This window comes from Haliea atlantica (assembly GCF_054779855.1).
Genome location: NZ_BAAGXL010000003.1, coordinates 126973 through 152809 on the forward strand (window position 1 = coordinate 126973; position 25837 = coordinate 152809).

Here is a 25837-nt window from a genome sequence, read left to right on the forward strand (position 1 = left end):
CAAGCCGGCTGTTTTGCAACTACTCCGCCATGTCCTGGCGCCGTTCTATTGCACCTCGATACGCCGGCGCTCCGGGGCCTGCTCCCGCACCTTGGGTGCCTGCAGCCTCAGGACCCCATCCTTGAAACTGGCCTGGATGGCATCCTCGCTGACGTTGCCGCCGAGGTTGAAGCTGCGCAGGAATTTACCGTAGCGACGCTCCTGCCGAATCACCCGGCCCTCCTTCTCTTCTTTGTCCTCCTGACGGCTCTCGGCCTCCAGAGTCAGCACGCCATCCTTGAGGTGCACATGGATATCCTCCTTGTTCACCCCCGGTAGCTCCGCGGAAATCTCGAAGTGATCGTCGCGGTCGCGGATATCCACCCGCGGGGAGAAAAAGGTTCCCATGGTGTTGTTCTCACCAGCGGGTGCCCAGAAATCGTCGAAGAAGCGATCCAGGTCGAACAGGCTGTTGCGTGGAATCAGTGACATGATGACCTCCTTCAAGGTAGTTGCCCATGAAACCTGTTGCAGTTATGGGTCTGGCCTCGCTCTTTTTCAAGCACCGCCCCCTCGGCGTGCGCTTTTCTTGATGCAGATCAATGTGGAGAATCCACAACTGTAGGCTGGCCTCCCGCCATCGCTTGTGCCACGATTCCGAAGTACCGGTTTTTTGCAGGCCCAGAGCCTGCTCTCAGGGGGGCGATTGGCATTCTCAAGGACACTCACCTTCGCACTCGCCCTGCTCGGGGCCAGCCTGGTGAAGGCGGACACCATCGAGGTCAGTGGTTTTGCCACCCTGGGTGTGGTCTACAACCCGGACGACTTCGTCTTCATCCGCAGCCTCGAGCAGCCCCGCGGCGCCCGGGAGGGCTGGAGCAGCCGGCCCGACTCCAACCTGGGTCTGCAGTTGAACTGGTCCCCCGCGGAGCACTGGGAGGTGGTACTCCAGGGCGTGACCAGCCATTACTACCATGGCTACCGCCCGCAAGTGACCCTCGCCTTTGCGCGCTTCCAACCGAGTGCCAGCTGGGAGATCCGCGGCGGGCGTCTCGGCTTTGATGCCTACATTGGCTCGGACTCCCGGCATGTCGGCTATGCCCACCTGCCCGTGCGGCCCCCGATCGAGTATTTTGGCGTGCTCGAGCTCGAATACCTGGACGGTCTCGATGTCACCTGGCGGCGCCCGCTGGGCGGCGGCCTGCTCACCGCCAAGCTGCTGGCGGGCCAGGCCAATGAAAAGCGGGTGGTCGACCCCTGGGGCGAATACGATGGCAGCGGCAGCCTCAATCTGGGCGGCTACCTGCTCTACCAGGTGGGCGACTGGCAGTTCCGCGGCGGTGTCATAAACACCCGACTGGACAAGGAATTGGCGACCATTCAAGCCCTGCAGGACGCGCTTCTCGCCACGGAGCTTCCCGAGCTACTGGCGATTGCCGACAGACTGCCTCTGGCTGACAGCCGCATAACCAATTGGGCTCTGGAAGCTCACTGGAACCCCGGTTCCCTCACCGCCGAACTACGCCTGGCCCAGCGTGAAAGTGACACTCGAATCGTTCCGGAAGGCTTCAACATCATGGCGCTTGTGGGATACCGGCTGGGCAGCGTGACCCCCTACGCCGGTCTTGCCAGCTCGGATACCCGCGACACCGATGTGCCCGCGGTCTTGCCGCCCGGCAGTCCCCTGCACGCCGCATTGCGGGCGAACAATATCGAGCAACGGACCAGCTTCCTCGGTCTGCGCTGGGACATCGTCGACGGTGTCGCCGCCAAATTGCAGCTGGACCGGGTGCACGCTGATGATCCCCGCGGCGGCTATTATGTGGTCGGCAAAAGCGGCTGGGATGGCCACAGCACCCTGATCTCGGCAACCCTGGAGATGGTGTTTTGAGCCGCCGCTGGCCCCGAGTCTTCGGCTTTTGCCTGCTGGTTTGCCTGTTGGCCGTGCCCAGCGCGCCTACGCCGGGCCTGGCGGAAGAGCTGGTCGTCGTGGTGCACCCCGATACGACCTTCGACCACCTCAGCCGAGCCGACCTGATCAATATCTTCATGGGACGCTACCAGCAGTTTCCCGATGGCCAGCCAGCCTTTCCCCTGGACCTGGCTGACAGCAGCGAGTCTTTTTACCGCAAGCTGGTGGACAAGACACCGGCGGAATTGCGCTCCTACTGGGCGCGCCTGGTGTTCTCGGGGCGCGCCTCCCCGCCCCGGCGCCTGCCCGCCGCCAGGCAGCTGATCGACGTGGTGGCCAACAATCCCGGAGCGGTCGGCTATCTCGACAGGAGTCAGGTGGACGAGCGGGTCAAGATCGTCCACCTGCTGGGTGACTGAAGCATGCTCCCGCGCCTGCGCCGCAATATCGCCCTGCGCACGACCCTGACAATCATCGCCGTGGTCTCAGCGGTTGGGCTCGGGGTCATCAGTGTGGCGGGAAAGGTACTGAGTGAGCGCGACCAGGCGCAGTACGAACAATCCATCACCGACCTGCTGACAACCGTGGACAACACCCTGCGGCTGGCGGTGTTCCTGGAAGACGCCATCCTCGCCGAGGAGGTCGCCCGCGGCCTCGCGGGCAACGCCCTGATCGACAAGGTCGCCATCTACGCGGGGGATACGCTCCTGGCCGGGGCACCAAAGATTGCCAGTGACAGCACCAGTCGGGTGAGCCTGCTGCACTCGCCCTTCGACAGCGCGGACCCTGTGGGACGCGTTGTCGTGCTACCGGACCACGAGGCCATGGCGGTCCTCCTGTATGGGCAGTTGCGCTTTGCCGGCGTCCTTTTTCTGTCCCTTCTGGCCGCGACAGCTGTCAGCGCAGCCCTCGCCGTGCTGTTCCTGGTGGTCCACCCGATTGCCCGCATTTCCTCGCGCCTGCACCGCCTGAACATCGAAACCGGGGAGCAGGTACCCGCGCCGGCGAGCCACCGGGAGGACGAGCTGGGCCGGCTGGTGGATGACATCAACCGGATTCTCAACCGCCTGGTGGACATGCTGGGCAGGGAGCGCAGTGAACGCAACCTGCGCGAGCGTGAGGAGCGCCGGCTGCGGGCGATCTTGGACAATGCACAGAGCGGGATTTTCCAGCTGGACATCGGCGGGCATGTGGTCTCCTGGAACCCGGCTTTTGTACGCCTGTTTCAGGGCAGCCCGACACGCGACGATGGCAAGGCGGCACCGGCGAGTATTTTACTGAGCGAGCTTCCCCGCGACGCCGCCACCGCGATGATGTCGCTGCTGAATCGGGTATCGGAGGAGCAGCGAGAAGTCCGCGGCGAGATCCCTGTCGAGCTGGCCACCGGGCTTCGCTGGATCAGCGTGACCCTCACTCCCCTGTCCCCCGGGCAATACCAGGGCATCGCCAACGACGTCACGGAACAACGCCAAGCCCAGCGGGCCGCCGAGACCCTGGCCCTGACCGGCTGCCTGAACCGGCTGGGCTTCAACCAGGCGCTGGAGCAGCAGGCGGCACAGCACGCGGAAGGCGACTGGCAGCACGTGCTGATGCTCGACCTGGACCTGTTCAAAGCGGCAAACGACCAGTACGGTCACGACGCCGGTGATGAAGTACTGCGGGCCGTGGCACGACGGATACAGCGTCAACTCAAGAGCGGAGACAGTGTCGCCAGGCTCGGCGGCGACGAGTTTGCCGTACTGCTGCCAGGGGAAGTATCCAGCGAGCGATTGACCGCCATCGCCGGCCATATTATCGAGGCGGTCAATCGCCCGATTGCCGTCGGCGAACACCGCATCCATGTCGGCGCGAGCATCGGTATCGCCAGTGGCCGCCTGGGTACGGTCAGTGGCACGGCGCTGCTCAAGCACGCAGATGAAGCCATGTACCGGGCCAAGCGGGAAGGCCGTAACCGCTACTGCGTGGCGGAAAATTAGTAGGCTGGTGCCCCCGCCAGGACTCAAACCTGGGACCTATCCCTTAGGAGGGGATCGCTCTATTCAACTGAGCTACGGGGGCAACAGGGCCGCGAGTATAGCAGCCCGACAAGCCTGATGGCACCTTGCAGGCGCGCGTAAGCACCTGTGCCAGCTTGGCCGGGCGCGGCACTCGGCGGCGGCTGTGATCAGCCGGGAATATCCACGCAGATCTTGCCGAAGTGGGTCTGTGACTCCTGGTGACGGAAGGCCTCCGCCAGCTGCGCCAGGGGGTAGCGGCTGTCCACAACCGGACGAATGCCGCCCGCCTCCACCGCGGCAATCATGTCTTCCTGATGTGCGCGACTGCCCACGGTGATGCCGTGAATGCGGGCATTTCGGTAGAACAGCTCGGCGGTGGGCACCTCACCGGACATCCCCGTCAGCACCCCGATCATGCTGATGCAGCCATCGTAGGCCACGGCCTTGACCGATTGCGCCACGGTACCAGAGCCGCCGACTTCCACCACCAGGTCGGCACCGTGGCCACCGGTCAGTTCCCGCACACGAGCCCCCCACGCGGGCGTCTCCCGGTAGTTGATCAGGGCCTCGGCGCCCAGGGACTCCAGGCGGGCCAGCTTCTCGTCCGAGGACGATGTAGCGATCACCCGACAGCCCATCTGGCGGGCGAACTGCAGCGCAAATACCGACACCCCGCCGGAGCCCTGCACCAGCACCCAGTCACCCGGGCGCAGGTGTGTCTCCACCGCCAGTGCCCGCCAGGCGGTCAGCCCGGCACAGCTCAATGTGGCCGCCTCATGGAAATCCAGGCCCTCGGGCATGCGAGTGAAGCCCTGGGCGGGCATGGTGACCACTTCGCTGGCAAAACCGTCGACGTTGTCACCCGGCACCCCGGTGGTTTTCTTCTGCGTGGGCGGGCCGTCGAGCCAGTTGGGGAAAAAGCAGCTCAAGACCCGGTCTCCCGGGGCGAACTCGCTAACCCCCTCCCCGACGGCGGTGACCACGCCGGCACCGTCGGACATGGGAATGCGGCCGTCCTCGGTGGGCAGCAGGCCGGACACCACGGCATAATCGTGAAAGTTGAGGGAGCTGGCGCGAATCTCGACCTGGATCTCACCGTGGCCGGGCGCCCGGGCGGAAGCGCCCTGCACGAGCTTGAGCTGGTCGAGACCGGCGGGACGCGCTACCTGTATGGTCTGCATGGACGAGAACTCCTGCTGAAAAGTGAAGCGTCAATGTAGGCGCTCAGACAGCCGGCGACAAGCGCCGGGCACCGAGCGACACTGAAACACGACGGCTCACGGCTCCAGCCGGCGAATCACCAGCAGGATCTCGCCGACACGAAAGCCGAACTTGTACATCACCGATTCATTGATCAGCGTCTGTTCGTCGACCAGATACATGCGGTCATCGATGCGCAGGTCGATGCTGCCGTCGCGCCAGGGCACCCGCAGGACGTAGTCCAGGAACAGTGCGTTGCCGGCGAGGGTCAGTTCCCCGGGGCCGACCACGTCACCGGCGGTTCCCACGTAGCGCCCGTCACCCGCGGGCCGCAGGGTCCAGATCCGGGTATCGGTACTGCCGTCGTTAAAGGTGAAGGACTCGTCCAGGGTACCAACCCCGTTTTCCCAGCTGGCGTCGATGTCGGCGACGAAGCGGCGGGTGACCTCACCGGCGCGATCCTTGATCACGCCGTGAGCGACCAGCTGCCCGTTGAAGAAGCGCTCGGGAACCAGGGCCGGCTGCTCCCCGGCGTAATCCTGGACGGTCACGGGGGAGCAGGCAGCAAGACTCAGGAGAAACAGCGCGGACAGCCATCGCAAAGCTGGCATGGGTCACCTCATTGATGAACACTTTGTCAGCTTACGCAGTGTATGCCGCGGAGGATCACCCGCCGCGCGCCGCGGCGGCGGGAAGCCGCCTCAGGAGCGGAATTGCACTGCGCTCAGGGAGCTGCAGGCGTGACTGTCGAGATAGCTGCGCAGGCGCCGGGCCACCGCCTGGTCGTCCTGTTCCGATATCCCGAACATCAACCCGTCGAAGTAGCCCAGGGCCTTGGCGTAGACCACGTCGCCGCTAGCCCCCTCCAGCTCGCCCAGCACCTCATCGGTGAGTTCGGCGTAGTCATTCTCGCTCAGGTAGCCGAGGGAGTCCTGCGCCAGCACGCAGGTCAGGCGCCTGGCCGCGGCGAATTCATCCGGACCCAGGGCCAGCGCCAGCACCGGCTGCGCAAAGCTGGTCAGCAAGAGACTGAGACAAAGAAATCGTGGCATGGCGGTCGGCTATCCTCTGAGGCAAAACGCCGCGAGTGTGCCGCAGTTGTATGACAGGAGAATGACAGGAATGTGAAACGCAAAAAAAAGCGCCGACAGGGGGCCGGCGCGTCAAGGGGTAAGGCTGGCTCGGCCGGTGCCCTCGAGGGGCTCCGGTCGGCTGTGGTGCGGGGTTTACAGCGTGCCGTCCAGGGTCCAGCCCTCGTACCAGGTGCTGCTGGCACTGGGATCGACGGCGCCGGCGAAGTCGGTGGCATCGAAGAAGGCCGGATCGGCGACACTCTCGGCATAGGTGCTGTTGATGTTGTCGATGTCGAGCACACCAACCGATGCGGACTCGGCAGCCTGCGAGGCGTAGTTGGCGTCCAGCTGGACATCGCTCACCAGGCTCGGCAGCAGGTTGACATCCCCCGACAGGTCGCAGTCGGCGACGACGTTGGTAAACACCAGTTCCGTACCCACCTGGGCTGCAGCGCTGGAGTCGACACAGGTGGTTTCACCGGCGTTGGCGAAGGTGATCACCGAGTGGTGCAGGAAGCCGCCGGAGGTCGCCTTGAAGACCGCGCCGGTAGTCTTGGCGCCGTCACCCACGAAAGTCGCGTTGGCCAGGGTCGGTTTGGACAGGAAGTCCAGGGTGCCCTCGGTGTCCGCCTCGATGATGTTGCCGCTGGTGTCGGGGCTCTGCACGATCAGGGCGTACTGGATGTTACCCTGGAAGCCCTCGTCCCAGTCGACAGAGTCGTCCAGGTTGCCGGTGAGCACGATGTAGCGGGTGTTGACGGTACCGCCGTAGTATTCAATGCCGTCGTCGGCATTGCTGTTGACCTGGATGTACTCCAGCTCGGTACCGGAGCCCACGCCGATCAGCGAGATACCGTTGATCTCGTTGCCGGTGGCGAACTCGAAGCCGCCCTCGGTGACCACGACATAGCGCAGCACACCGCTGTTGTCCTCGGGGCTGTAGCCGCCGCCGAAGCCGGATTCACCCTCGGAGTCGACGTTGCAGGCGACCGCGCCCATGTCGGCCATCAGGCATTCGTTGTGGGGTGCATAGCCGTGGAGGATCAGACCGCCCCACTCCCCGGTGCCGTCGTAGCCGTCATCGTCGGAACTGAAGATGATCGGTGCATCGGCGGTGCCCTCTGCCATGATCTTCGAGCCGCGAGTGATGATCAGGTTCGCGAAGCTGCCGGTCTGACCGACGATTTCCGTGCCCGGCTGGATGCTGAGGGTGGCGGAGACCACGTTCTCGCCACTGGCCAGGATACCCTCATCCACGGACATCTCCTGGTTGCCGTTCCCCACGGTGACCCGGGACTCCATGAACCAGCGCTTGTCGCTGGTCAGGGTACGGTCCTGCAGGATGGTGGCGGGCAGCTGACACACGTCGGTGCCATCGGACAGGCGCGGTTTGGCGGCGGCCCACTCGGGGCAGTCGGATGCCGTGCCGCTGTTGCCGCCATCGGTGGGCGGCGGGTTGGTAACGTTGGTGGGCGCATCGATGTTGACCGTGGCCTTGTCGCCATCGGAACAGCCGTAGAGACCGGTAAAGGATGCGGCGACCGCGGTGGCGATGGCCAGTTTTTTCAGTTGCATAACGACTCCTGGGTGGTTGCCTGAATAGGAAAGGGTTGCCGACACTCCGGTGGGGGCCTGCATCAGAAGGTCCATTCGAAACCGGCCTTGAGCTCAAAGCCGCGCTTGTAGCCCTGGAAGATATTGCCGCCCTGGGTGAACTCGACCGCCTCGTCGAGGATGTTTTCCGCCTTGACGCGGAAGACGAAGTCGTCGCTCAGGGCGTAGCGATACACCAGGTTCAGGTCCAGCCGCGGTTCGAGAATCACATCGGGCTGGCCGGAAACGCCGACATCGACAATGGTTTCGCCGCTCTGGTTGAGCAGCAGGGTCAGCTCGTGACCGCTGGCGATGTCGTCGTAACCGAAAATCAGGTTAAGGGTGTAGTCCGGCGCGCCCTGGAGGTCGCGCTTGCTGGCATTCTGCAGGGTCACTTCGGAATCGATGTAGCTGGCATTGGCCGCGACGAAGAAGCTGCGGGTGTAGCTGTCATCCAGCGGGAACTCCTTGCGACCGTCGATTTCCACGCCCATGATTTCCGCGGATTCGGCATTCTGGAAGGTGCGCGAATTTCCCGCGGTACCGGAAGCCGGCTGCACCACCCGCTCGATCGGATCCTGCATGTCCTTGTAGAACAGTGCCACACTGACCGACTCCTGGTCAGACCAGTATTTCTCCCAGCGCAGATCGTAGTTGGTGACGTCGGAAACCCGGAGGTTGGGGTTGCCGCGGACCCGGAAGTTGAACTCGTTGTCGTAGAAGGTGGCGTTGGAGGTCTCCTTGAAGTCCGGCCGCGCCACGGTGCGCGAGACCGCAAAGCGCAGCTGCTGCTCGTCGGTAATGAACCAGTTGAAGCCCAGCGTCGGCAGCAGCGAATCTTCCTCCAGCACCGACTGCACCGGCGCCTGAGCACCCGCCAGGGAGAAGGTGTCGGTGGTCTGCTCGTACTGCTCGTAGCGCAGGCCGACGATGAACTGGTACTTGAGATTCCAAAGTCCGTCCCAGGAGAAGAACACGCTGTTGAGGTCGAGCTCGGCTTCGTAGCTGTCGCTGGGCAGGGTCTTGTCGAGGAAGTTGATGCCGGTGGCATTGACCCCGGTGATGGTTTGGTCGTTGATGACATCGTCCACCCGCAGGTTGGGCGCGTTGTCGTCAATGGCCAGCAGGCCACCCTGGAAACCGTAGGTATCGGAATCGGAATCCCGTTCGCGATGAATGGCGTTGGCGCCGACCTTGAGTGTCGACTCGAGGTCACCGTTGGAGAAGAGGTATTCCAGGTCCACCGAACCGTCGAAGTTCTCGTCGATCAGGTCGTCGTAGCGGCGAATCAGCTCGGCGGTCTGCAGGTTATAGACCCCGTCGCCGTCCTGGAGGTCAAAGCGCACTTCGCGACGGTCGGGCGCGTCCCGCCGCGCGCTGCTGGCGGTGCCCTGCCAGCGCAGGGTCCAGGCCTCGTCGTCGCCGAGAATGTGCTCGCCGGTAAACTGCTGGGAAATGAACTGCCGCTCCTCCCACTGGATGGTCCAGTTGAGAGAGGGATTCAGCTCGTCGCCATCGACCCCTTCCTCGTAGCGCACACTCTCCTCGGTGACCCGGGAGATGATGGTATTGGAGGTGTAGCTGCTCTGCCCGACGTTGTATCCCAGGGAGAGCAGGCCGTTCATGTCGATGACATTGTCGAACTGCTCGAAGCTGAAATCATCGAGGACGCGGGAGGCATTGACGCCGCCGTAGGTGCGCCGCACACCGTCCTTGCGCACGCCGCGTTCATTGCGGTAGTTGCCGGCGACGAAGTAACCCAGCTCACCGCCCAGCCAGTCGATGTCGTGGACGTCTCCGTAGTTGGCCCCGAGGACCATGTCCGGCAGTGCAGTTTCCTCGTCGTATTGCAGGTTGTCGGTCAACGCCTGGGCGCCGAGTATGCCGAGCTGCTGCTGCACGGCGGGGTTGAGAAACTCCGGCTGATCGAGGGCCTTCGACACCGCGTAGGCGATGATCGGGCGGTCCCGGGAGCCGTCGTCGATACCGACGAAATCCCAGTCACCGCTGGTGGGGTCCACCAGGGCATCCTCCAGCGTCACGCCATCCACGTAGCCGATCTGGGCAGACAGCTTGCCGCCGCGTTCGTTGGGGAAGGTACGGGTGTTGATTTCCAGGCTGCCGCCGGTGCTCTCCCCGGGCATGGTGGCCAGGTAGCTCTTGCGGATGTCCAGCTGCTCGACCATGTTGCTGGGGAACAGGTCCAGGGGTACCGTGCGCTTGCTCGGGTTGGTGCTCGGCAACTGGGCTCCGTTCAGGGTGCTGGTGACATAGCGATCGCCGAGGCCGCGGATGAAGATGAACTGGCCGTCCTGCACCGTGACACTGGGTACCCGCACCACCGAGGCGGCGACATCGGTATCGCCGAAGCGGGACAGCTCCTCCACGTCCAGGGTGTTGATGACGTTGGTGGCGTAGCGCTCGCTCTCCTGCATGCCGGTAGCCGCCATGCTGGCGACCACGGTGACTTCCTCGATCTGCGGCATGGCAATGGCGACCTGACCGCCCTCGCGACGGCGCAGGCTGAAGTCCGAGGCTTTCACGGCGCTGGCAATCACCCGGTACTGCTCGACGCTGCGCGTACCGAGGTCCGGGTGGCTGATGGTCAAGGTGTAGACGCCGCGCGGCGCCTCGAGCTGATAGCGCCCGTTGGCGTCGGTGGTCACGCTGCGGCTCACACCGCCGGACAGCTCCAGCGTGGCGCCCGACACCGGGTCCCCGCCACTGGTGATGCGGCCCTGGACCCGGCCGGGCAGCGCCTGGGCACGCTGTGCAGCACTTTCCGTCGTGAAGTAGGATTCCACCTGCGCCGTGGCTTCCTGACCGTCCTGCAAGCGAATCAGCACATCCGCCAACTGGCCGCTCGCAGCACTGAAGCGAAAGGAGTGCAGCACCTGATCACCATCCAGCACCTGCAGGCTGTGGGCACCACCGCGCAAATCGAATTGCACCAGGCCGGTCGCGTCCAGGACCTTGCGCTCCCCACCGTCAAGCACCACGGCGAGCCCGGTGGCGGAGGCGCCATTCTGACTCACCTGAACCACCAGTTCGTCCGCCGCGTGGGCGATCCAGGAGGCGGAGCAAAGCAACATGGCGGCGGCGCTGTGACGGGAGAAAATCGGCTTCATTCGGAGTTCCCTGGCAACGTTGTCAATGTGTGGGGCATCCGGGGCCATGGATCCGCCCCTCCCCGATACAACGCGCAGGTTAGGTGGCTTGTATGACAGCATCGTGATGGCGGGATGACAGTTATGTGACAGGCGCCCCTGCGTCACCAAAACTTCACCGTGCAATCACATTCCTGCAACAGCCGCGACGGAAGGTGGAGGCCGAACACCACACCGACGGAGGCTACTGCCATGACCCCACAGCACGCCACACAGAAGGAACGCGAACGGGCGGATATCGCCCGCCAGGTGGAGGAGTTTCTGAGACAGGGCGGGGAAATCCGCGTGGTCCAGGCTCCCGCGGGACGGCATCAGCCGCGCCATCCGGTCACCTGGCTGGGACGCGATGACTTCGACCTGCTCGCCGAGCGCGGGATCTGAGCCATGCTCGACCTGCAAGCGACCCTGGAGTCCCGCTACCCGGATTTCTTCGCCCGACATCAACGTGTGGGCAGGACCTTGATTCGCAGTCTCAATCGCCTGTTCCGGGTCCAGCGATTCGCCGATTTTGGCCAGCGCTACCCCCACCTGCAGGGCCTCGACTTTGTCGAGCAGGCACTGGAGTACTTCGATTTCAGCTTCAAGGTGCGCGACCGCGAGCGCGCCCGGATACCCGCCAGCGGCCGGGTGGTGATCGTGGCCAATCACCCGATAGGCTCGCTGGATGGCCTCGCCCTGCTGCACCTGGTCAGCAGCGTGCGCACGGACGTCAAGGTCGTGGCCAACGATCTGCTGACGGCGATTGAACCCCTGCGGCCGCTGCTGCTGCCGGTCAACAATCTGCAGGGAGGCACACCGCGGGGGCAACTGCGCCGCTTGCGGGAGCACCTGCAGGCCGAGGGCGCGCTGATCATTTTCCCCGCCGGGGAAGTCTCCCGCTTCGGCCCCACCGGCATTCGCGACGGCGCCTGGCAAAGCGGCTTTGTCAGCCTGGCCCGCGCCACCCGCAGCCCGGTACTGCCGGTGCATGTCGGCGGGCGCAACTCGCTGTTCTTCTATGGGCTCTCGATACTGGCCCGCCCCCTATCCACCCTCTGGCTGGTGCGCGAGATGTTCCACCAGCGCCACAACGCGGTCGAGGTACGCCTGGGCCGCCCGGTGCCCTGGGAGCACTACAGCGCCATCGAGGGCAGCCCGAAACACCTGGCGCGCTTATTCCGACGTCACCTGTACCGCCTGCCGCGCAATGCGCGGCCGGTCTTCGACAGCATCGATACTGTCGCGGCACCGGAGAACCGGATCCTCCTGCGTCGCGAACTGGCCCTGAGCGAGAACCTGGGTCGAACCCAGGACGGCAAGTCGATTCTGCTGGTGCGCGCCGGGGAGGCGCCCTGCGTCATGCGCGAACTGGGCCGGCTGCGGGAGCTGACTTTCCGCACGGTTGGCGAGGGCACCGGCAAGCCCCGCGATCTCGACCGCCACGATCGCGACTACCTGCAGCTGGTGCTCTGGGACGATCGCGACCTGGAAATCGCCGGCGCCTATCGGCTTGGCGATAGCGCGGCACTATTGCAATCCGGCGGCCCCGAGGCCCTGTATAGCCACAGCCTGTTCAGCTTCGGACCGGGCATGCAGCCGCTGCTGGCAGCCGGGCTGGAGCTGGGGCGCAGCTTTGTCCAACCGCGCTACCAGAACCGGCAGGCTCTCGATTACCTGTGGCAGGGTATCGGTGCCTTTCTCCGCCGTTACCCGCGTTTTCGCTACCTCTACGGACCAGTTTCCATCAGCCGCCTCTACGGGGAGGAAACCATCCAGCGTATCGCCCGCTACTACGCCGGCCACTACCGTGCGCTGCCACTGGATGTCCGGGCGCGCAATCCACTGCCCGGGAGCAAGGGGCCTTGCCCCGGGGAAGCGCCGAGCGAGGATCTAGCCGCCCTGAAAACCTGGCTGGCGGAACAGGGCCTGGGCCTGCCGACCCTGTTCAAGCATTACGCTCAGGTCGCGGAAGCCGACGGCATCGGCGTCGGCCCCTTCAACGTCGACCCACTCTTCGGCGACTGTGTCGATGCCCTGGTGGTGGTCGACCTGACCCGGCTCAAGCCGGCCAAGCGCCGCCGCTACCTGGGGGAGGCCACCCTCCCGGACTGAGCCGGGAACACCTCCCCGCAAGGCCTGCATCGAAGCTCCCGGCGCGAGCCCCGGCGAACCGCCGGCCGGGGTTATAAGCACCCGGCTCCTTGTTCCAAATTGATAGTCGACACCCCCCCTGGGCCTGTGATTGGATGGGGCTGTGCCCTCCTGGGCACACCAAGATGCGACGATTGGAGGTCAAATCTATGAAGAAACAGAAGCGCGACATGGGTTCCAGAGCATTCGACAGGGGTTACCGGGCGGGCCTTTCGGGCCGCAGCGCCGACCTCTGCCCGCATGGCAACGAGGAACAGCGACAGGCCTGGATTACCGGCTGGCGCGAAGGCCGTGTCGACCAGTGGGATGGCCTGACCGGTGTGTCGGGCGTTCACAAGATGCGCGTGTCCTCCTGACCCGCTTCTGACAATCCCGTCCACGGGGCCGGGCAGGCCGTGACCTGCCCGGCCGGCAACTCAGGCGCGCAGGCTGCTCTGCGCCAGGTCCAGCAACTCCCGGTTGGCCACGGCAAACATGGCAAAGTCCGGTGAGTCGGTCGTGTGCAACTCGGTAATCATCTCCTGCCAGCGCGCCAGCAGGCTGCCCTGGCGCTCGGACCAGGCCGCCAGGCCACTCTCGGTATCTCCCCCTTCCTCCGTGGCCCTCAGGACGCCCACCGCCAAGGTGCGCTGCTGCCACTCGAGGTCTTCCAGGTAGGTGTCACGCGCCAGGGCCTGCCACTCGTTATCGACCTTGCTGTCCAGAATCAGGCCACTGAACCAGTCCAGTTCCAGGCGCTCACCGAGGTCAAAGTAGAGCTCCGCCACCGCGGTCATGTCGGCGCCGGTTTCCCCCGCCGCCTGGACAATCCCCAGCAGGGTATAGGCCTGTGCGGCAGCCGCCACATGTTCCGCCAGCGACTGATCCACCCCCGCCGCCATGTAGCGCTCGGCGAGATGGCGGTACTGCTCGGCGGCACGCCCCCGCAACAGCCCCGGCAGTGCCTGGCGCAGCAGGGACACCCCCTCGGAAAACTCGGCAATCGCCGTACTGGGCGAAAGCTCGTGACGGCGATTGCGCAGCAGCCAGCGGGCGGCGCGCCTTACCAGCCGGACCAGACTGTAGATCATCTCCTGCTGTACGCCGGCATCCACCCGGTAGTCCAGGGCCTCGATCGCGTCCCAGGTCTCGCCGACGGCATAGATATGGGTCACAGCGGTATAGGCCCGGGCAATGTCCGCCACCGGGGCCCCAGTGGCCTTGCGCAGGCGCGCGACAAAGTTGAAGCCGACCCGGTTGACGATGTCGTTGGTCACCTGGGTACACATGATTTCCCGGCGCAGGCGATGCTCTTCGACATCCTCGGGGAAGCGATCCACCAGCTGCCGCGGGAAGGCAGTGGACACGGCGGCGCTCAGCAGCGGGTCGCGGCCCAGATCCGAGGCGATCAGCTCTTCCTTGAGAATGGCCTTGGAGTAGGACACCAGGATAGCGATCTCCGGCCGCGTCAGCCCCTGCCCCTGGATCCGTCGGTCAGCGAGCTCCTGGTCGCTGGGCATGAATTCCAGCTCCCGATTGAGGCGGCCGCTCTCCTCCAGGTGGCTGATGAAGCGCCGGAACTCGCCGCTGCGCTCCGCCGACTGCCAGGCGGCGAGGCTGATCGCCTGGGTCTGCCGGTAGTTGTTCGACAGCACCAGCTCGGCCACGCTGTCGGTCATCGACTCAAGCAGTGCATCCCGCTGTTTGCGGGTCATGTCCCCGCGGTCGACCACGGCATTCAGCAGGATCTTGATATTGACCTCGTGGTCGGAGCAGTCGACACCACCGGCATTGTCGATAAAGTCGGTATTGGAGCGCCCGCCATTCAGGCAGTACTCGATCCGCGCCAGCTGGGTCATGCCGAGGTTGCCACCCTCCCCCACCACCCGGCAGCGCAACTCGCGGCCGTCCACGCGCACCGCGTCATTGGACTTGTCACCAACATCGACGTGGGATTCGCTGCTGGCCTTGACATAGGTGCCGATACCCCCGTTCCAGAGCAGGTCCACCGGTGCCTTGAGGATGTAGGTGATCAGCTCGTTCGGGGTCAGGTGGTCCCGCTCAATGGCCAGTAGGTCGCGCACCTGGCGCGACAGCGGGATCGACTTGGCCGCGCGGGAAAACACGCCGCCGCCTTCCGAAATCAGGTCGCTGTCGTAATCGGCCCAACTCGAGCGCGGCAAGCGGAACAGGCGCTCGCGCTCCAGGTAGCTGGCCCGGGTATCCGGCTCCGGGTCGAGGAAGATGTGCTGGTGGTTGAAAGCGGCCACCAGGCGGATGTGCGGTGACTGCAGCATGCCGTTACCGAACACGTCGCCGGCCATGTCGCCGATGCCCACCACGGTGAAATCGGTGGATTGCACGTTCAGCCCCAGCTCGCGGAAATGGCGCTGCACCGACACCCAGGCCCCGCGGGCGGTAATCCCCATCTTCTTGTGGTCGTAACCGACGCTGCCCCCGGACGCGAAAGCATCCCCCAGCCAGAAGCGGTACTCCCGGGAAAGCGCATTGGCGATGTCGGAGAAGCTAGCCGTGCCCTTGTCCGCCGCCACGACCAGGTAGGGATCCTCGTCGTCCGTGGCCACCACCAGCGGCGGACGCTCAACCCCGATGTCCACGCGGTTGTCGGTAATATCCAGCAGGCCGCGGATAAAAGTCTGGTAGCAGGCAATACCCTCTGCCTGAACCGCCTCGCGATCCATGCCCGGTGCCAGGCACTTGGCCACAAAGCCGCCCTTGGCGCCGACCGGCACGATCACCGCGTTCTTCACCTGCTGGGCTTTCACCAGGCCCAGCACTTCGGTGCGAAAATCCTCCAGCCGATCGGACCAGCGCAGGCCGCCGCGGGCCACCTTGCCGCCGCGCAGGTGTACCCCCTCCACCCGCGGCGAGTAGACGAAAATCTCGTACATCGGCACCGGCGCGGGCATGTCGGGGATATCCGCTGGCCGCAGCTTGAAGGAGAAATAGGGTTTCAGCCCGCCGTCGCTGCCCTGCTGGAAGAAATTGGTTCTCAGGGTGGCCCGGATCAGTGTCACATACTCGCGGATAATGCGGTCCTCGCCGAGATTGGGCACCTGCTCCAGGGCATCCAGGATGCGCTGTTCCACGGTTTCCTCGCGCTGCCTCCGCCACGCTTCATCACCGTCGAATACCGGGGAAAAACGGGTCAGGAAGAGCTCGACGATACTGGCGCTGAGCTGCAGGTGGTTGGCCATGGTCTCGGCGATGTAGTCGACGCTGTAGGGAAAGCGGATCTGCCGCAGATAGCGGGCGTAGGCACGCAGGAGGGCAATTTCACGCCAGTTGAGCCGGGTGCCCAGCAACAGGCGGTTGAAGGAATCATTCTCCGCATCGCCGAACCAGATGCGCGCGAAGGCATCCTCGAAATCGTCGCGCACCTGCTCCAGGTCGATGTCCCGGGACAGCGAATAGATCAGGCTGAACTCCTGGATCCAGTAGCGTTCGCCATCGCTCGCGCGCACGCCGTAGGGGCGCTCGGCCACCACCCGCAGACCGAGGTTTTCCAGGATCGGCAGCACATCCGACAGGGGCAGTGAGTCGCCACGGTGGTAGAGGCGCAGGCGCAGGCGCTCGGGACCCTCCTCGAGCAGCCGGTACAGGCTCATGCCCAGGCGCTCCCCCACCTGCAGGCGCAGGATACGACGGATATCCAGCACCGCCACGCGCGGATCGAAGTCGTCGCGGTAGCCCGGGGGGAAGCCGTTCCCCAGCTCGCGGGTGTAGCGCTCGCCGTTCTCCTCGCCAAACTCGTCAATCAGACGGCTGCGCAGCCGGTCCTCCCACGCCAGGGTTGCCTGCACAATCTGCTCCTCCAGTTCATTGGCGTCCCAGCTCAATTCGGCGGTGGGGTCCACCCGCAGGACAAAATGCACGCGCACCAGCACAGACTCGGAAAAGTGCGTGGTGAACTCGGCTTCCTCGGCACCCAGGGCGCGACAGAGTATCTCCTGAACCCGGGTCCGGCGCTCGGTGTTGTAGCGGTCACGGGGCATGTAGACCAGGCAGCTGAAAAACTTCCCGTGGGCATCGCGACGAACGAACAGGCGCGTCTGCCGGCGCTCCTGAATGCGGTTCACGGCCAGCGCCGTGGTACACAGCTCCCGGGTACTGGACTGGAACAGCTCGTCGCGGGGGAACTGTTCCAGCACCCGGGTCAGCTCGCGGCCATCGTGCTCGCTCGGATCGAGGCCGGACTGCTGGATCACTTCGGCCACCTTGCGCCGCAGAATCGGAATCAGGCTGGGATTGGTCGTGTAGACCGAGAAGGTGTAGAGACCAATAAAGCGGTGCTGGCCAACCACGTCGCCGTCGGCATCGAAAACCTTCACTTCGACATAATCCGGATAGGCCTGGCGGTGCACCCGCGAGCGCACCCGGGACTTGGCGAAACTCAGCTGACGACGCTGGAGTTCGTCGGGCCCCATGCTGTGGAGATCGGCCTGCAGGTCCATGGCACCGCGGGTCTGGCGCTGGCGCAGCATGCCCAGGCTGTGCTCGTCCGCCACCTCGACACGCACCTCGGGGCCCTGGCGCGACACCGTCAGGTATTCATAGCCGAGGAAGGTCATGCGGTCACTGGCAAGCCAGCGCAGGAACTCCACGGCTTCCTCCCGCAGGGGCGCCTCCACACAGGCGCTGCCGGCAATGGCCTCCATGGCCTGGTCCAGGCGGGCCCGCATGGCGGAAAAGTCATCCACAACACGCCCGACTTCATCGAGAATATCCACCAGGGTCGTGCGCAGTTCCTCCAACTGGTCGGGGAAGGAATGCCGGCTGATCTCGAAGTAGAGCAGGCTTTCGTGGGAACTGCCCGCGCGCTGGCCCTCGTCCTCCGCGGCCAGGACCTCTTGCAGACTGCCGCCCGCCCCGCGCTGCGCCTCCAGGTTGCAGCTGGCCAGGGCGTGGATGCGGATGTTGCGCTGGTTCAGCTCCCCGCGCACCGACGCGGTACAGAAAGGCATGTCCCGGCACAGCACGGCGATGACGGTGTACTTGCTCTCCCAGCCATGGGTCTGCACGTCGGGGTTGAAAATGCGCACCCGGGGCCCCTCTTCCGCCTGCCAGCCATCCATGAAGCGCAACAGCCCGTAGAGGCAGCCGTAGACGTCCTCCACGGTGCGGTGCCGCATGTCTTCGGGCGGGAAACGGCTGAGAAAGACACTGGCCAGGTTGTGCAGAGAGGCGCGGTCGGCGCCATCACTGCGCTGTTCAATGCGCGCAGCAAGCGCCTCGAGAAGATCCTGCTTGACTGCGTCCCACGCCATGTCGCCTCCCTCTGGCCAGATTCCTGTCACCTCCAGTCTAGTGCAGTGGGCCAGCAAAGTGTCTGGAACTTTTGCACAGCGCCTCCGTCACAGGCTTTCGCAAGCGGGTGAAGTCACCCCGGGGAGAGGCTACAATGCCCGCCGGGCGGCCCGCCCGCACAGCCGGAAAAGCATCGAGGAGCACGCGTGGCGACCACGGACATCAGGACTCTGGAAGACTGGCTTTGCCGCCAGGTAATCGGGCAGCGACATTTGGTGGAGCGACTGCTGATAGCCCTGCTGGCCGATGGACACCTGCTGGTGGAAGGCGCGCCCGGTCTGGCCAAGACGCGTGCCATCAAGAGCCTGGCGGAAGGCATCGAGGGCAGTTTTCACCGGGTACAGTTCACCCCGGACCTGCTTCCCGGGGATGTGACCGGCACCGAAATCTACCGCCCCCAGGACGGCAGTTTTCATTTCCAGAAGGGGCCGATCTTTCACAACCTGGTGCTGGCCGACGAGGTCAACCGGGCCCCCGCGAAAGTGCAATCCGCTCTGTTGGAGGCGATGGCCGAACGCCAGGTGTCCGTGGGTTCCGAGACCTGGCCCCTGCCGGCGCTGTTCCTGGTCATGGCCACCCAGAACCCGATCGAGCAGGAGGGCACCTACCCCCTGCCGGAAGCCCAGCTGGACCGTTTCCTGATGCACGTCCGCGTCGACTATCCCGACGCCGCCGCGGAAACCGAAATCCTGCGCCTGACCCGCGAGGAGGCCGGCGGTGACAGCGCCCGCCCACCGGCCTTGCTGAGCCAGGAGCAGGTCCTGGCCGCGCGCCGCGAGGTGCTGGGCCTGCACATGGCCGAGGCCGTGGAGCAGTACCTGGTGCAACTAGTGGTGGCGACCCGCCAGCCGGGAGACTATGCCGCGGAACTGGCGGAGTGGATCGAATTCGGTGCCAGCCCCCGGGCCAGCATCGCGCTGGATCGCTGCAGCCGCGCCCTGGCCTGGCTGCGCGGTCGCGATTTCGTCACCCCCGATGACGTGCAGGCGGTGGCGCCGGATGTCCTTCGACACCGCCTGATACTGGGCTTTGAAGCCGAGGCCAACGGCATCAGTCCGGACCGGGTGATCCGGGAACTGCTGGCCAGGGTGCCCGCGGGCTAAGCGTGAGCGGCCTGCGCGACGCCACCCGGCCCGCTCGCGGCGCCCGGATCGACCTGGCCACCCTGATCGGCCTGCGCTTCTCCGCCACGCGCCTTTCCCTGCGCCGTCGCCGGCGTGCCCTGGCGGCGCTGGCCGGCGGCCGCCGCTCCAGCTTCCGCGGGCGCGGCATCGATTTCGAGGAAGTGCGCGCCTACCAGCCAGGGGACGATGTGCGCAGCATTGACTGGCGCGTCACCGCCCGCACCGGGCAGGCCCACACCAAACTCTTCCGGGAAGAGCGCGAGCGGCCAGTGCTGATCGTGGTCGACCAGCGCAACAGCCTGTTCTTCGGCTCCCGCCACTGCTTCAAGTCGGTGCTCGCCGCCCACCTCGGCGCCCTGCTGGCCTGGGCCGCCCTGGGCGAAGGCGACCGCGTTGGGGGTGTGGTCTTCGACGATGCGGACCACCACGACATCCGGCCGCGGCGCAGTCGCAAGGCAGTCCTGGCCCTGCTGTCCCGCGTGCAGGCCAGCAATGCGGCACTGCCACTGACGGCGCGCCCAGGCGCCGATGATTTTGCCGCCATGCTGGGAAAGCTGCGCCGGGTGGCGCGCCCGGGCAGCAGTGTCTACCTGGTCAGTGACTTCCAGGGTGCCGACAGCGAGGCCGTGCGGGAGCAGTGGTTCCGACTGGCGGAGCACACCGAAGTGCTGGCCATCCAGGTGACCGATCCCGCCGAGGCACAGCTGCCGCCGCCGGGTCGCTATGCCGTGACCGATGGGGTGCAAGCCGTGGAACTGGACAGCGCTGACCCGCGGCTTCGCCAGCGCTACCAGAGTTTGCGCGAGCGGGAACAGAGCCGGCTTCAGGAGACTCTCGGGCGTCTCGGGATTCCGCTGTTGCAGGCGAGCACCCGGGAATCGCCCCTGCGCCTCCTGCAGGCCTGCTTCGGAGACCGCCGATGAACCCGGATCCTCTCGCGGCCCTGCAGCCCCTGCGCCTGCCCGCCGAGCCCGGCTGGTGGCCCCCGGCGCCGGGCTGGTGGGTGCTGGCAGGCCTGCTCCTGCTCGCCCTGACCGGCGGCCTCTGGATGATCTGGCGGCGCTGGCAGCGCAACCGCTACCGCCGCGTGGCCGCAGCCGCGCTGCAAGCAGTCGCCAGCGACTGGCAGGCGCACCGGGACGCGGCGCGCCTGGTGCAGCAGACCAACCGGATCCTCAAGGCCACCAGTCTGCGCGCCTGGCCGCGCAGCCAGGTCGCGCCCTTGAGCGGAGGCGAGTGGCTAACCTTTCTGCAACAGAGCTGTCCCCAGCCGCTGCCGGCCCTGGAGCCCCTCGCCGAGGCGGGCTATGCGAGGGCCCCCGAAGAGCCGGATGCCCCGGCCCTGCTCGCGGCCGCGGAGCTCTGGGTACGCCGTCATCGGGGACCGCAGTCATGATCTGGCAGTGGCCCTGGGTACTGCTGCTGCTGCCGCTGCCGTGGCTGGTGTGGCAATTCACCCCACCGGCCCATGGCAAGCTGCCGCGCTTGCGGGCACCTTTCGCCGGTCTCTGGCAGCGAGTTACGGGCAGCAGCGGAGACGCAGCTGGCCACCCTCGACGTCCGCTGCATACCCTCCTCCTCAGTCTGCTCTGGCTGGCACTGCTGGCAGCTGCCGCGCGCCCGGCGTGGATCGGCGACCCGGTGGAGCTGCCGCGCAGCGGGCGCGACCTGATGCTGGCCATGGACATCTCCGGCAGCATGCGGGTCGAGGACATGCAGGTGGGCGACCAGCGCCTGCGCCGCATCGACGCGGTCAAGGCGGTGTGCGCCGATTTCATGGCCCGCCGCCAGGGCGATCGCGTCGGTCTGATCCTTTTCGGCAGCAACGCCTATGTCCAGTCGCCCCTGACCTTCGACACCCGAACCGTGGAGACCTTTTTACGCGAATCACAGATCGGCTTCGCCGGGCAGGAAACCGCCATCGGTGACGCCATCGGCCTGGCCGTAAAGCGCCTCAGGGACCGCCCCCAGGACCAGCGCGTCCTGGTCCTGCTGACCGACGGCCAGGACAATGCCAGCAGCGTGCGCCCACTCGAGGCGGCACGACTGGCGGCCCAGCTGGGCATCCGCATCTACACCATCGGTGTGGGTGCCGAGGAACTCACCCTGCCCGGCCTGTTCGGTTCCAGCCTGGGCAGTCGCACCGTCAACCCCTCGGCGGAGCTCGACGAACAGACCCTGGTGGCGATCGCCGAGCAGACCGGCGGTCGCTATTTCCGCGCCCGCGACCCGGCGGAACTGAGCGGCATTTATCAGCTGCTCGACCAGCTGGAACCGATTGAGCAGGATCGCGGGGTCTACCGCCCGCGACAATCGCTGATGCACTGGCCACTGGGCCTGGCGATGGGCCTGGCCCTGGCGCTGTTCGCGCTGAGCCGTCGGCGCCCCGCGGTGGGGGGAGGCCTGTGATGATGGACTGGGTGACGGACTTCCACTTCCTGCGCCCGCTCTGGCTCTGGAGCCTGTTGCCGGGACTGCTACTGACGGGCCTGCTCTGGCGGTCCCGCCGTCACAGTGGGGGCTGGGAGCAGGTCATCGACGCCGACCTGCTGCCGGAGCTGCTGGAAGCCAGCGGCCCCGTCGGCCGTCGCCGCTGGCCGGCCCTGCTTCTGGTGAGCTGGGTACTGGCGAGTCTGGCCGCCGCAGGTCCCAGCTTTCGCCAGCTGCCCCAGCCGGTGGAACAGCCCACCGATGCCCTGGTCCTGCTCCTCGACCTGTCCTATTCCATGAAGTCCACCGATCTCGCCCCCTCGCGCATGGATCGCGGGCGACAGAAACTGATTGACCTGCTGGAGCGCCGCAGCGCCGGTCAGACCGCCCTGGTCGCCTGGGCCGGGGATGCCCACGTGGTCACGCCGCTGACCGACGACCATCGCACCATTGCCAATCTGCTGCCGGCACTCAACCCCGACATGATGCCGATGCCGGGCAGCAATGCGCCGGCGGCCGTCTCCCACGGGCTGACCCTGCTGGCGTCGGCGGGCATACCCCGGGGCCATCTGATCCTGGTGACCGACGGTGTCCAGCCCGAGCAGGTGGCGCTGATCCGCCAGCAGCTGGAGGGCAGCGGCAGCCGGCTGTCGGTCCTCGCCATCGGAACCCCCGAGGGTGCGCCGCTGCCCCTCCCCCGCGGTGGCTTCCTGCGGGACCGCAATGGGGAGATCGTGATTCCGGGGCTCGACGCGGCGCCGCTTCGACGCCTGGCGGAGGTCGGCGGCGGTCGCTACAGCGAACTGCGGGTGGACGGCGGCGACCTGGACTACCTGCTGGACAGGGGTCTATTCAGTGCCGCGGAGAGCGCCGAGGCCACCAGCCTGCAGGCAGATACCTGGGAGGACCAGGGCTACTGGCTGGTGCTCCTGCTGCTGCCCCTGGTCGCCGCGGGCTTTCGTCGCGGCTGGCTGCTGGTTCTCGTGCCATTGCTGGTTCTGCCCTGCACCCCCCTGCCAGCCTACGCACAGTCGACTCCCTCCCCGGAGGCTGCGCAGGCGGCACCACAGCCGGAGTCGGCCGGGACAGCGGAAACGGTCTGGGAGGACTGGTGGCTGCGCCCGGACCAACAGGCTCTGCGCGCACTGCAGTCCGGGCAGCCCGAACGGGCCGCCAGCCTGTTTGAGGACCCCGCCTGGCGCGGTGCAGCGAGCTACCGGGCCGGGCATTATCAGGCCGCGGCCGAGGCCTTCGCCGCCGGGGACGGAGCGGACGCCTGGTACAACCGCGGCAATGCCCTGGCCCGGGTGGGCGAGCTGGCCGCGGCGGCGGAAGCCTACCGCGAGTCGCTCCAGCGCGCCCCCGACAGCCCGGATGCGAAGGCCAACCTGTCCCTGGTCGAGGAGCTGTTGAAGCAGGAACAACAGGACCCGCAACAGCCGCAATCGGGCCAGGATCAGGATGGCGCCCGGGGCGAGCAACAGCCCCCCGAAAACCGCGACGCGGACGCGGGCGAGGACAGCAGCTCGGCGGGTGCCGGAGACAGCGGCGGCGACGCGGCCAGTCGCCAGGGCAAGCCCGGCGCCGAGCCACCCGGGGACCCGACGCCGGGGGACGATGACCAGGGCGGCGCGGGGTCGCAGCCAAGCTCCCCGGGCCCGGAGGAGAACCCCTGGGCCGCCGCTGCACGCCCGGAAGCGGGCGAGGAAGGTGACGGTGAGGCGGAGGATACGGCGCCGCCACTGCCCCGCTTTACACCCGAGGAAGCCGAACGCCGCCAGGCACTGGAGCAGTGGCTGCGACGGGTGCCCGACGATCCCTCCGGCCTGCTGCGGGAAAAATTCCGCCACCAGAGCCGCCAACAGCAACGCGCCCGGCCAAGGAATGACGATGCACCCTACTGGTAAGCACCCGCGCCTCATCGCGGCGGCCCTGTCCCTGGTGGCCGCCCTCCTCCTGTTCGCTGGTACGGCGCGGGCCGAAGTCAAGCTTGCCGTTGACCGGCAGGCCGTGGCGATGGGGGAGAGTTTCAGCCTGATCATCAGCGCCGGCAGTGCCGAGGAACTGCGTCAGCTTGACCTGCGCGCCCTCGAGACCGACTTCGCCATCCTGCAGCGCACCCAGAGCAGCAATACCAGCATCATCAACGGCGAGCGCTCCCACAGTGAGCAACTCTCGCTGGAACTCACGCCCCTGCGGGAGGGCAGGCTCGAGATTCCCCCGCTCGGAGGCGCCGCCCCGATCGCCATCGAGGTCGCAGAGCCGGTTGCCGGCGAGGAACGCAACGACGACGTGTTGTTCACTGCGGAGCTGGACCGGGAAACGGTTTATGTGCAGGAGCAGGCCATTTTGACCCTGCGCATAGAGCAGGCGGTCAATCTCGAGGCGCGCAGCCTGAGCGAGCTTAAGCTAGACCGGGCCTTCGCGGTGCCACTGGAGCAGCGCTCCTTCCAACGCACCCTCGACGGACGCCCCTGGCTGGTTCACGAAGTGCGATTCGCCATCTTCCCGGAGCGCAGCGGCGAGCTGCAGATCCCCCCGCAGACCTTCACCGCGCGGGAGAGCCGGACCCGCCGCAGCGGCATCAACTTCGGACTCGGAGGACGCCAGCTGCAGCGACGCAGCCAGCCCCTGACGCTGCAGGTCGAACCCCGGCCCGCGGCCTTTCCCCAGGACGCCACCTGGCTGCCCGCCCGCGCCCTGAGCCTGGAACAGAGCTGGTCGGCTGATCCGGACACACTCCAGGTGGGCGACTCCCTGACCCGCAACCTGAGCCTGCGCGCCGAAGGCCTGCAGGGCGCGCAGCTGCCGCCGATCGATTTCCAGGCCCCGGAGGGCTTGCGCTACTACACCGACCAGCCGCAAATAGAAGACAGCGAAAACCCCGGGGGCGTGGTTGGCCTGCGGCAGGACAGCGCCGCCCTGGTGGCCTCCGAACCCGGCGACTACACCCTGCCCGCCATTCGCGTGCCCTGGTGGGATACCACGGAGGACCGCGTGCGCTACGCCGAAATTCCCGCGCAGCGCATCACCGTGCTGCCCGGCAGCATCGACGCGAGCCCGCCGCCGGCTGAACCCGCTGCACCCGGCGCGCGCAGCACTGCCAGCGCCACTCCCGCGGCGCCACCTGGCCCCCGCAGCACCCCCACACACTGGCTATGGCCGCTGCTCAGCGCCGGCCTGGGCCTGGGCTGGTTGCTGACCGCCCTGCTCTGGTGGCGCAGCCACACCCGTGCCGCAAACCTCCCCCACAGCGGCAGCGCAAGCGGGGCAAATAACGCCGGCCGCGCCTTCCGGCAGCTGCAGGCGGCCTGCACCAGCCACAGTCCGGCCCCGGCGCGCCGGGCTTTGCTCGACTGGTGTCAGGCTCAGGTGGGGGCTGGCTGCGAGAGGGACTTGTACACGCTGGCCGAGCGGCTGGGTGATCGCGAGCTGCTGGCGGCCATCGACGAGCTCGAGCGGGCGCTCTACGCCCCGGTGGCAACGCCTTGGCGCGGTGACGCCCTGCTCGCCGCGGTACGCCGCCTCCGACAGCAGCCAGCTCGCCAGCAAGCCGCACCCGACCTGGCGCTCTACCCCGGCGGCGAGTGACCCCGCGCCGCTGGCACGACAAACCTATCGATGTGGAGCCGGCCCCTCGCTTTGGAGCCAGTAGCGCCCCAGCGTGGCCTTAGCGGGCCCCCTGGACACGGCGTGGCACCTTGCAGCACCGCACCGGGTCCTTACCGGGCCTCCCTGGACACGCCGTTAACCCGTCCATGGGGGCTCGTAGGCCGCTTCCATGCGGCCCACGGTCCAGAGAGGCCCGGTAAGGCCCCGCTGCTGGTCTGGCGCGAGCTTCAGTTTGGGTTGGGGCTATCGCCCATTTCTGTGGAGTATCAACGAGAACGACGCCGAGCCAGGATCTGAGCCAGAGCCAGCCAGT

The 25837-nt window shown here is 66.4% G+C and carries 19 protein-coding genes and 1 tRNA gene; 12 read left to right on the forward strand and 8 right to left on the reverse strand.

All coding sequences use genetic code 11. From position 1 onward, the window contains the following. Positions 1–45 precede the first annotated feature (45 nt). Entirely contained in the window at positions 46–471 is a 426-nt protein-coding gene (locus tag ACYVGS_RS00645; RefSeq protein ID WP_460586694.1) for an Hsp20/alpha crystallin family protein, read from the reverse strand. Between the two features lie 214 nt (positions 472–685). Between ACYVGS_RS00645 and ACYVGS_RS00650 the strand changes: the two genes are divergently transcribed. From ACYVGS_RS00650 to ACYVGS_RS00660, 3 genes are read left to right on the forward strand one after another with little or no spacing between them, the layout of a single operon-like run. Continuing rightward, the gene (locus ACYVGS_RS00650; protein ID WP_460586695.1) at positions 686–1870 is read left to right on the forward strand and encodes a hypothetical protein; all 1185 of its coding nucleotides are present in this window, start codon (positions 686–688) and stop codon (positions 1868–1870) included. Then, positions 1867–2310 (forward strand): hypothetical protein, encoded by a 444-nt coding sequence (locus ACYVGS_RS00655; protein WP_460586696.1) that lies wholly within the window; start codon positions 1867–1869, stop codon positions 2308–2310. The genes ACYVGS_RS00650 and ACYVGS_RS00655 overlap by 4 nt, the downstream gene beginning before the upstream one ends. A gap of 3 nt (positions 2311–2313) precedes the next feature. Continuing rightward, complete coding sequence (locus tag ACYVGS_RS00660) at positions 2314–3867, forward strand: diguanylate cyclase domain-containing protein (protein ID WP_460586697.1); 1554 nt, start codon at positions 2314–2316, stop codon at positions 3865–3867. A 5-nt stretch (positions 3868–3872) separates the two neighbouring features. Here ACYVGS_RS00660 and ACYVGS_RS00665 read toward each other — a convergent pair. From ACYVGS_RS00665 to ACYVGS_RS00690, 6 genes are all read right to left on the reverse strand, one after another. Further along, positions 3873–3949 (reverse strand) — tRNA-Arg (locus ACYVGS_RS00665). A 106-nt stretch (positions 3950–4055) separates the two neighbouring features. Then, positions 4056–5069, reverse strand: a complete 1014-nt coding sequence (locus tag ACYVGS_RS00670; protein ID WP_460586698.1) for a zinc-dependent alcohol dehydrogenase family protein — start codon at positions 5067–5069, stop codon at positions 4056–4058. Between the two features lie 96 nt (positions 5070–5165). Further along, a complete protein-coding gene (locus tag ACYVGS_RS00675; RefSeq protein ID WP_460586699.1) occupies positions 5166–5699 on the reverse strand; it encodes a DUF3833 domain-containing protein in 534 nt (177 codons plus the stop codon). A 90-nt stretch (positions 5700–5789) separates the two neighbouring features. Beyond that, entirely contained in the window at positions 5790–6140 is a 351-nt protein-coding gene (locus ACYVGS_RS00680; protein WP_460586700.1) for a hypothetical protein, read from the reverse strand. Between the two features lie 174 nt (positions 6141–6314). After that, complete coding sequence (locus tag ACYVGS_RS00685; protein ID WP_460586701.1) at positions 6315–7736, reverse strand: hypothetical protein; 1422 nt, start codon at positions 7734–7736, stop codon at positions 6315–6317. 62 nt (positions 7737–7798) lie between these two features. Further along, on the reverse strand, positions 7799–10882 hold the full coding sequence (locus ACYVGS_RS00690) for a TonB-dependent receptor (protein ID WP_460586702.1): 3084 nt from the start codon (positions 10880–10882) through the stop codon (positions 7799–7801). Between the two features lie 231 nt (positions 10883–11113). Here ACYVGS_RS00690 and ACYVGS_RS00695 point away from each other — a divergent pair, with 231 nt between their 5' ends. The 3 genes from ACYVGS_RS00695 to rmf all read left to right on the forward strand — a co-directional run bounded on the left by ACYVGS_RS00695 (position 11114) and on the right by rmf (position 13407). Then, complete coding sequence (locus tag ACYVGS_RS00695) at positions 11114–11302, forward strand: hypothetical protein (RefSeq protein ID WP_460586703.1); 189 nt, start codon at positions 11114–11116, stop codon at positions 11300–11302. Positions 11303–11305: 3 nt separating this feature from the next. Then, positions 11306–13012 carry a bifunctional ornithine lipid synthase OlsF gene (olsF, locus tag ACYVGS_RS00700; protein ID WP_460586704.1) on the forward strand — a complete coding sequence of 569 codons (1707 nt, stop codon included), beginning with the start codon at positions 11306–11308 and terminating at the stop codon, positions 13010–13012. A gap of 188 nt (positions 13013–13200) precedes the next feature. Then, entirely contained in the window at positions 13201–13407 is a 207-nt protein-coding gene (gene rmf, locus ACYVGS_RS00705) for a ribosome modulation factor (RefSeq protein WP_460586705.1), read from the forward strand. A gap of 60 nt (positions 13408–13467) precedes the next feature. Here rmf and ACYVGS_RS00710 read toward each other — a convergent pair whose 3' ends face one another. Continuing rightward, positions 13468–18318, reverse strand: coding sequence for an NAD-glutamate dehydrogenase (locus ACYVGS_RS00710; protein WP_460586706.1), 4851 nt, complete (start codon positions 18316–18318; stop codon positions 13468–13470). Between the two features lie 186 nt (positions 18319–18504). Between ACYVGS_RS00710 and ACYVGS_RS00715 the strand changes: the two genes are divergently transcribed. The 6 genes from ACYVGS_RS00715 to ACYVGS_RS00740 are packed head-to-tail and all read left to right on the forward strand — an operon-like array spanning position 18505 to position 25503. Continuing rightward, positions 18505–19461: an AAA family ATPase gene (locus ACYVGS_RS00715; protein ID WP_460586707.1), complete on the forward strand. Its 957-nt coding sequence runs from the start codon at positions 18505–18507 to the stop codon at positions 19459–19461. Positions 19462–19463: 2 nt separating this feature from the next. Beyond that, complete coding sequence (locus ACYVGS_RS00720) at positions 19464–20405, forward strand: DUF58 domain-containing protein (protein ID WP_460586708.1); 942 nt, start codon at positions 19464–19466, stop codon at positions 20403–20405. After that, positions 20402–20878: a DUF4381 domain-containing protein gene (locus ACYVGS_RS00725; RefSeq protein WP_460586709.1), complete on the forward strand. Its 477-nt coding sequence runs from the start codon at positions 20402–20404 to the stop codon at positions 20876–20878. Before ACYVGS_RS00720 ends, ACYVGS_RS00725 begins: the two co-directional genes overlap by 4 nt. Beyond that, on the forward strand, positions 20875–21891 hold the full coding sequence (locus tag ACYVGS_RS00730) for a vWA domain-containing protein (RefSeq protein WP_460586710.1): 1017 nt from the start codon (positions 20875–20877) through the stop codon (positions 21889–21891). Before ACYVGS_RS00725 ends, ACYVGS_RS00730 begins: the two co-directional genes overlap by 4 nt. Further along, positions 21891–23819 carry a vWA domain-containing protein gene (locus tag ACYVGS_RS00735; protein WP_460586711.1) on the forward strand — a complete coding sequence of 643 codons (1929 nt, stop codon included), beginning with the start codon at positions 21891–21893 and terminating at the stop codon, positions 23817–23819. Before ACYVGS_RS00730 ends, ACYVGS_RS00735 begins: the two co-directional genes overlap by 1 nt. After that, entirely contained in the window at positions 23803–25503 is a 1701-nt protein-coding gene (locus tag ACYVGS_RS00740; protein WP_460586712.1) for a BatD family protein, read from the forward strand. The genes ACYVGS_RS00735 and ACYVGS_RS00740 overlap by 17 nt, the downstream gene beginning before the upstream one ends. The last annotated feature ends 334 nt before the right edge of the window (positions 25504–25837 follow it).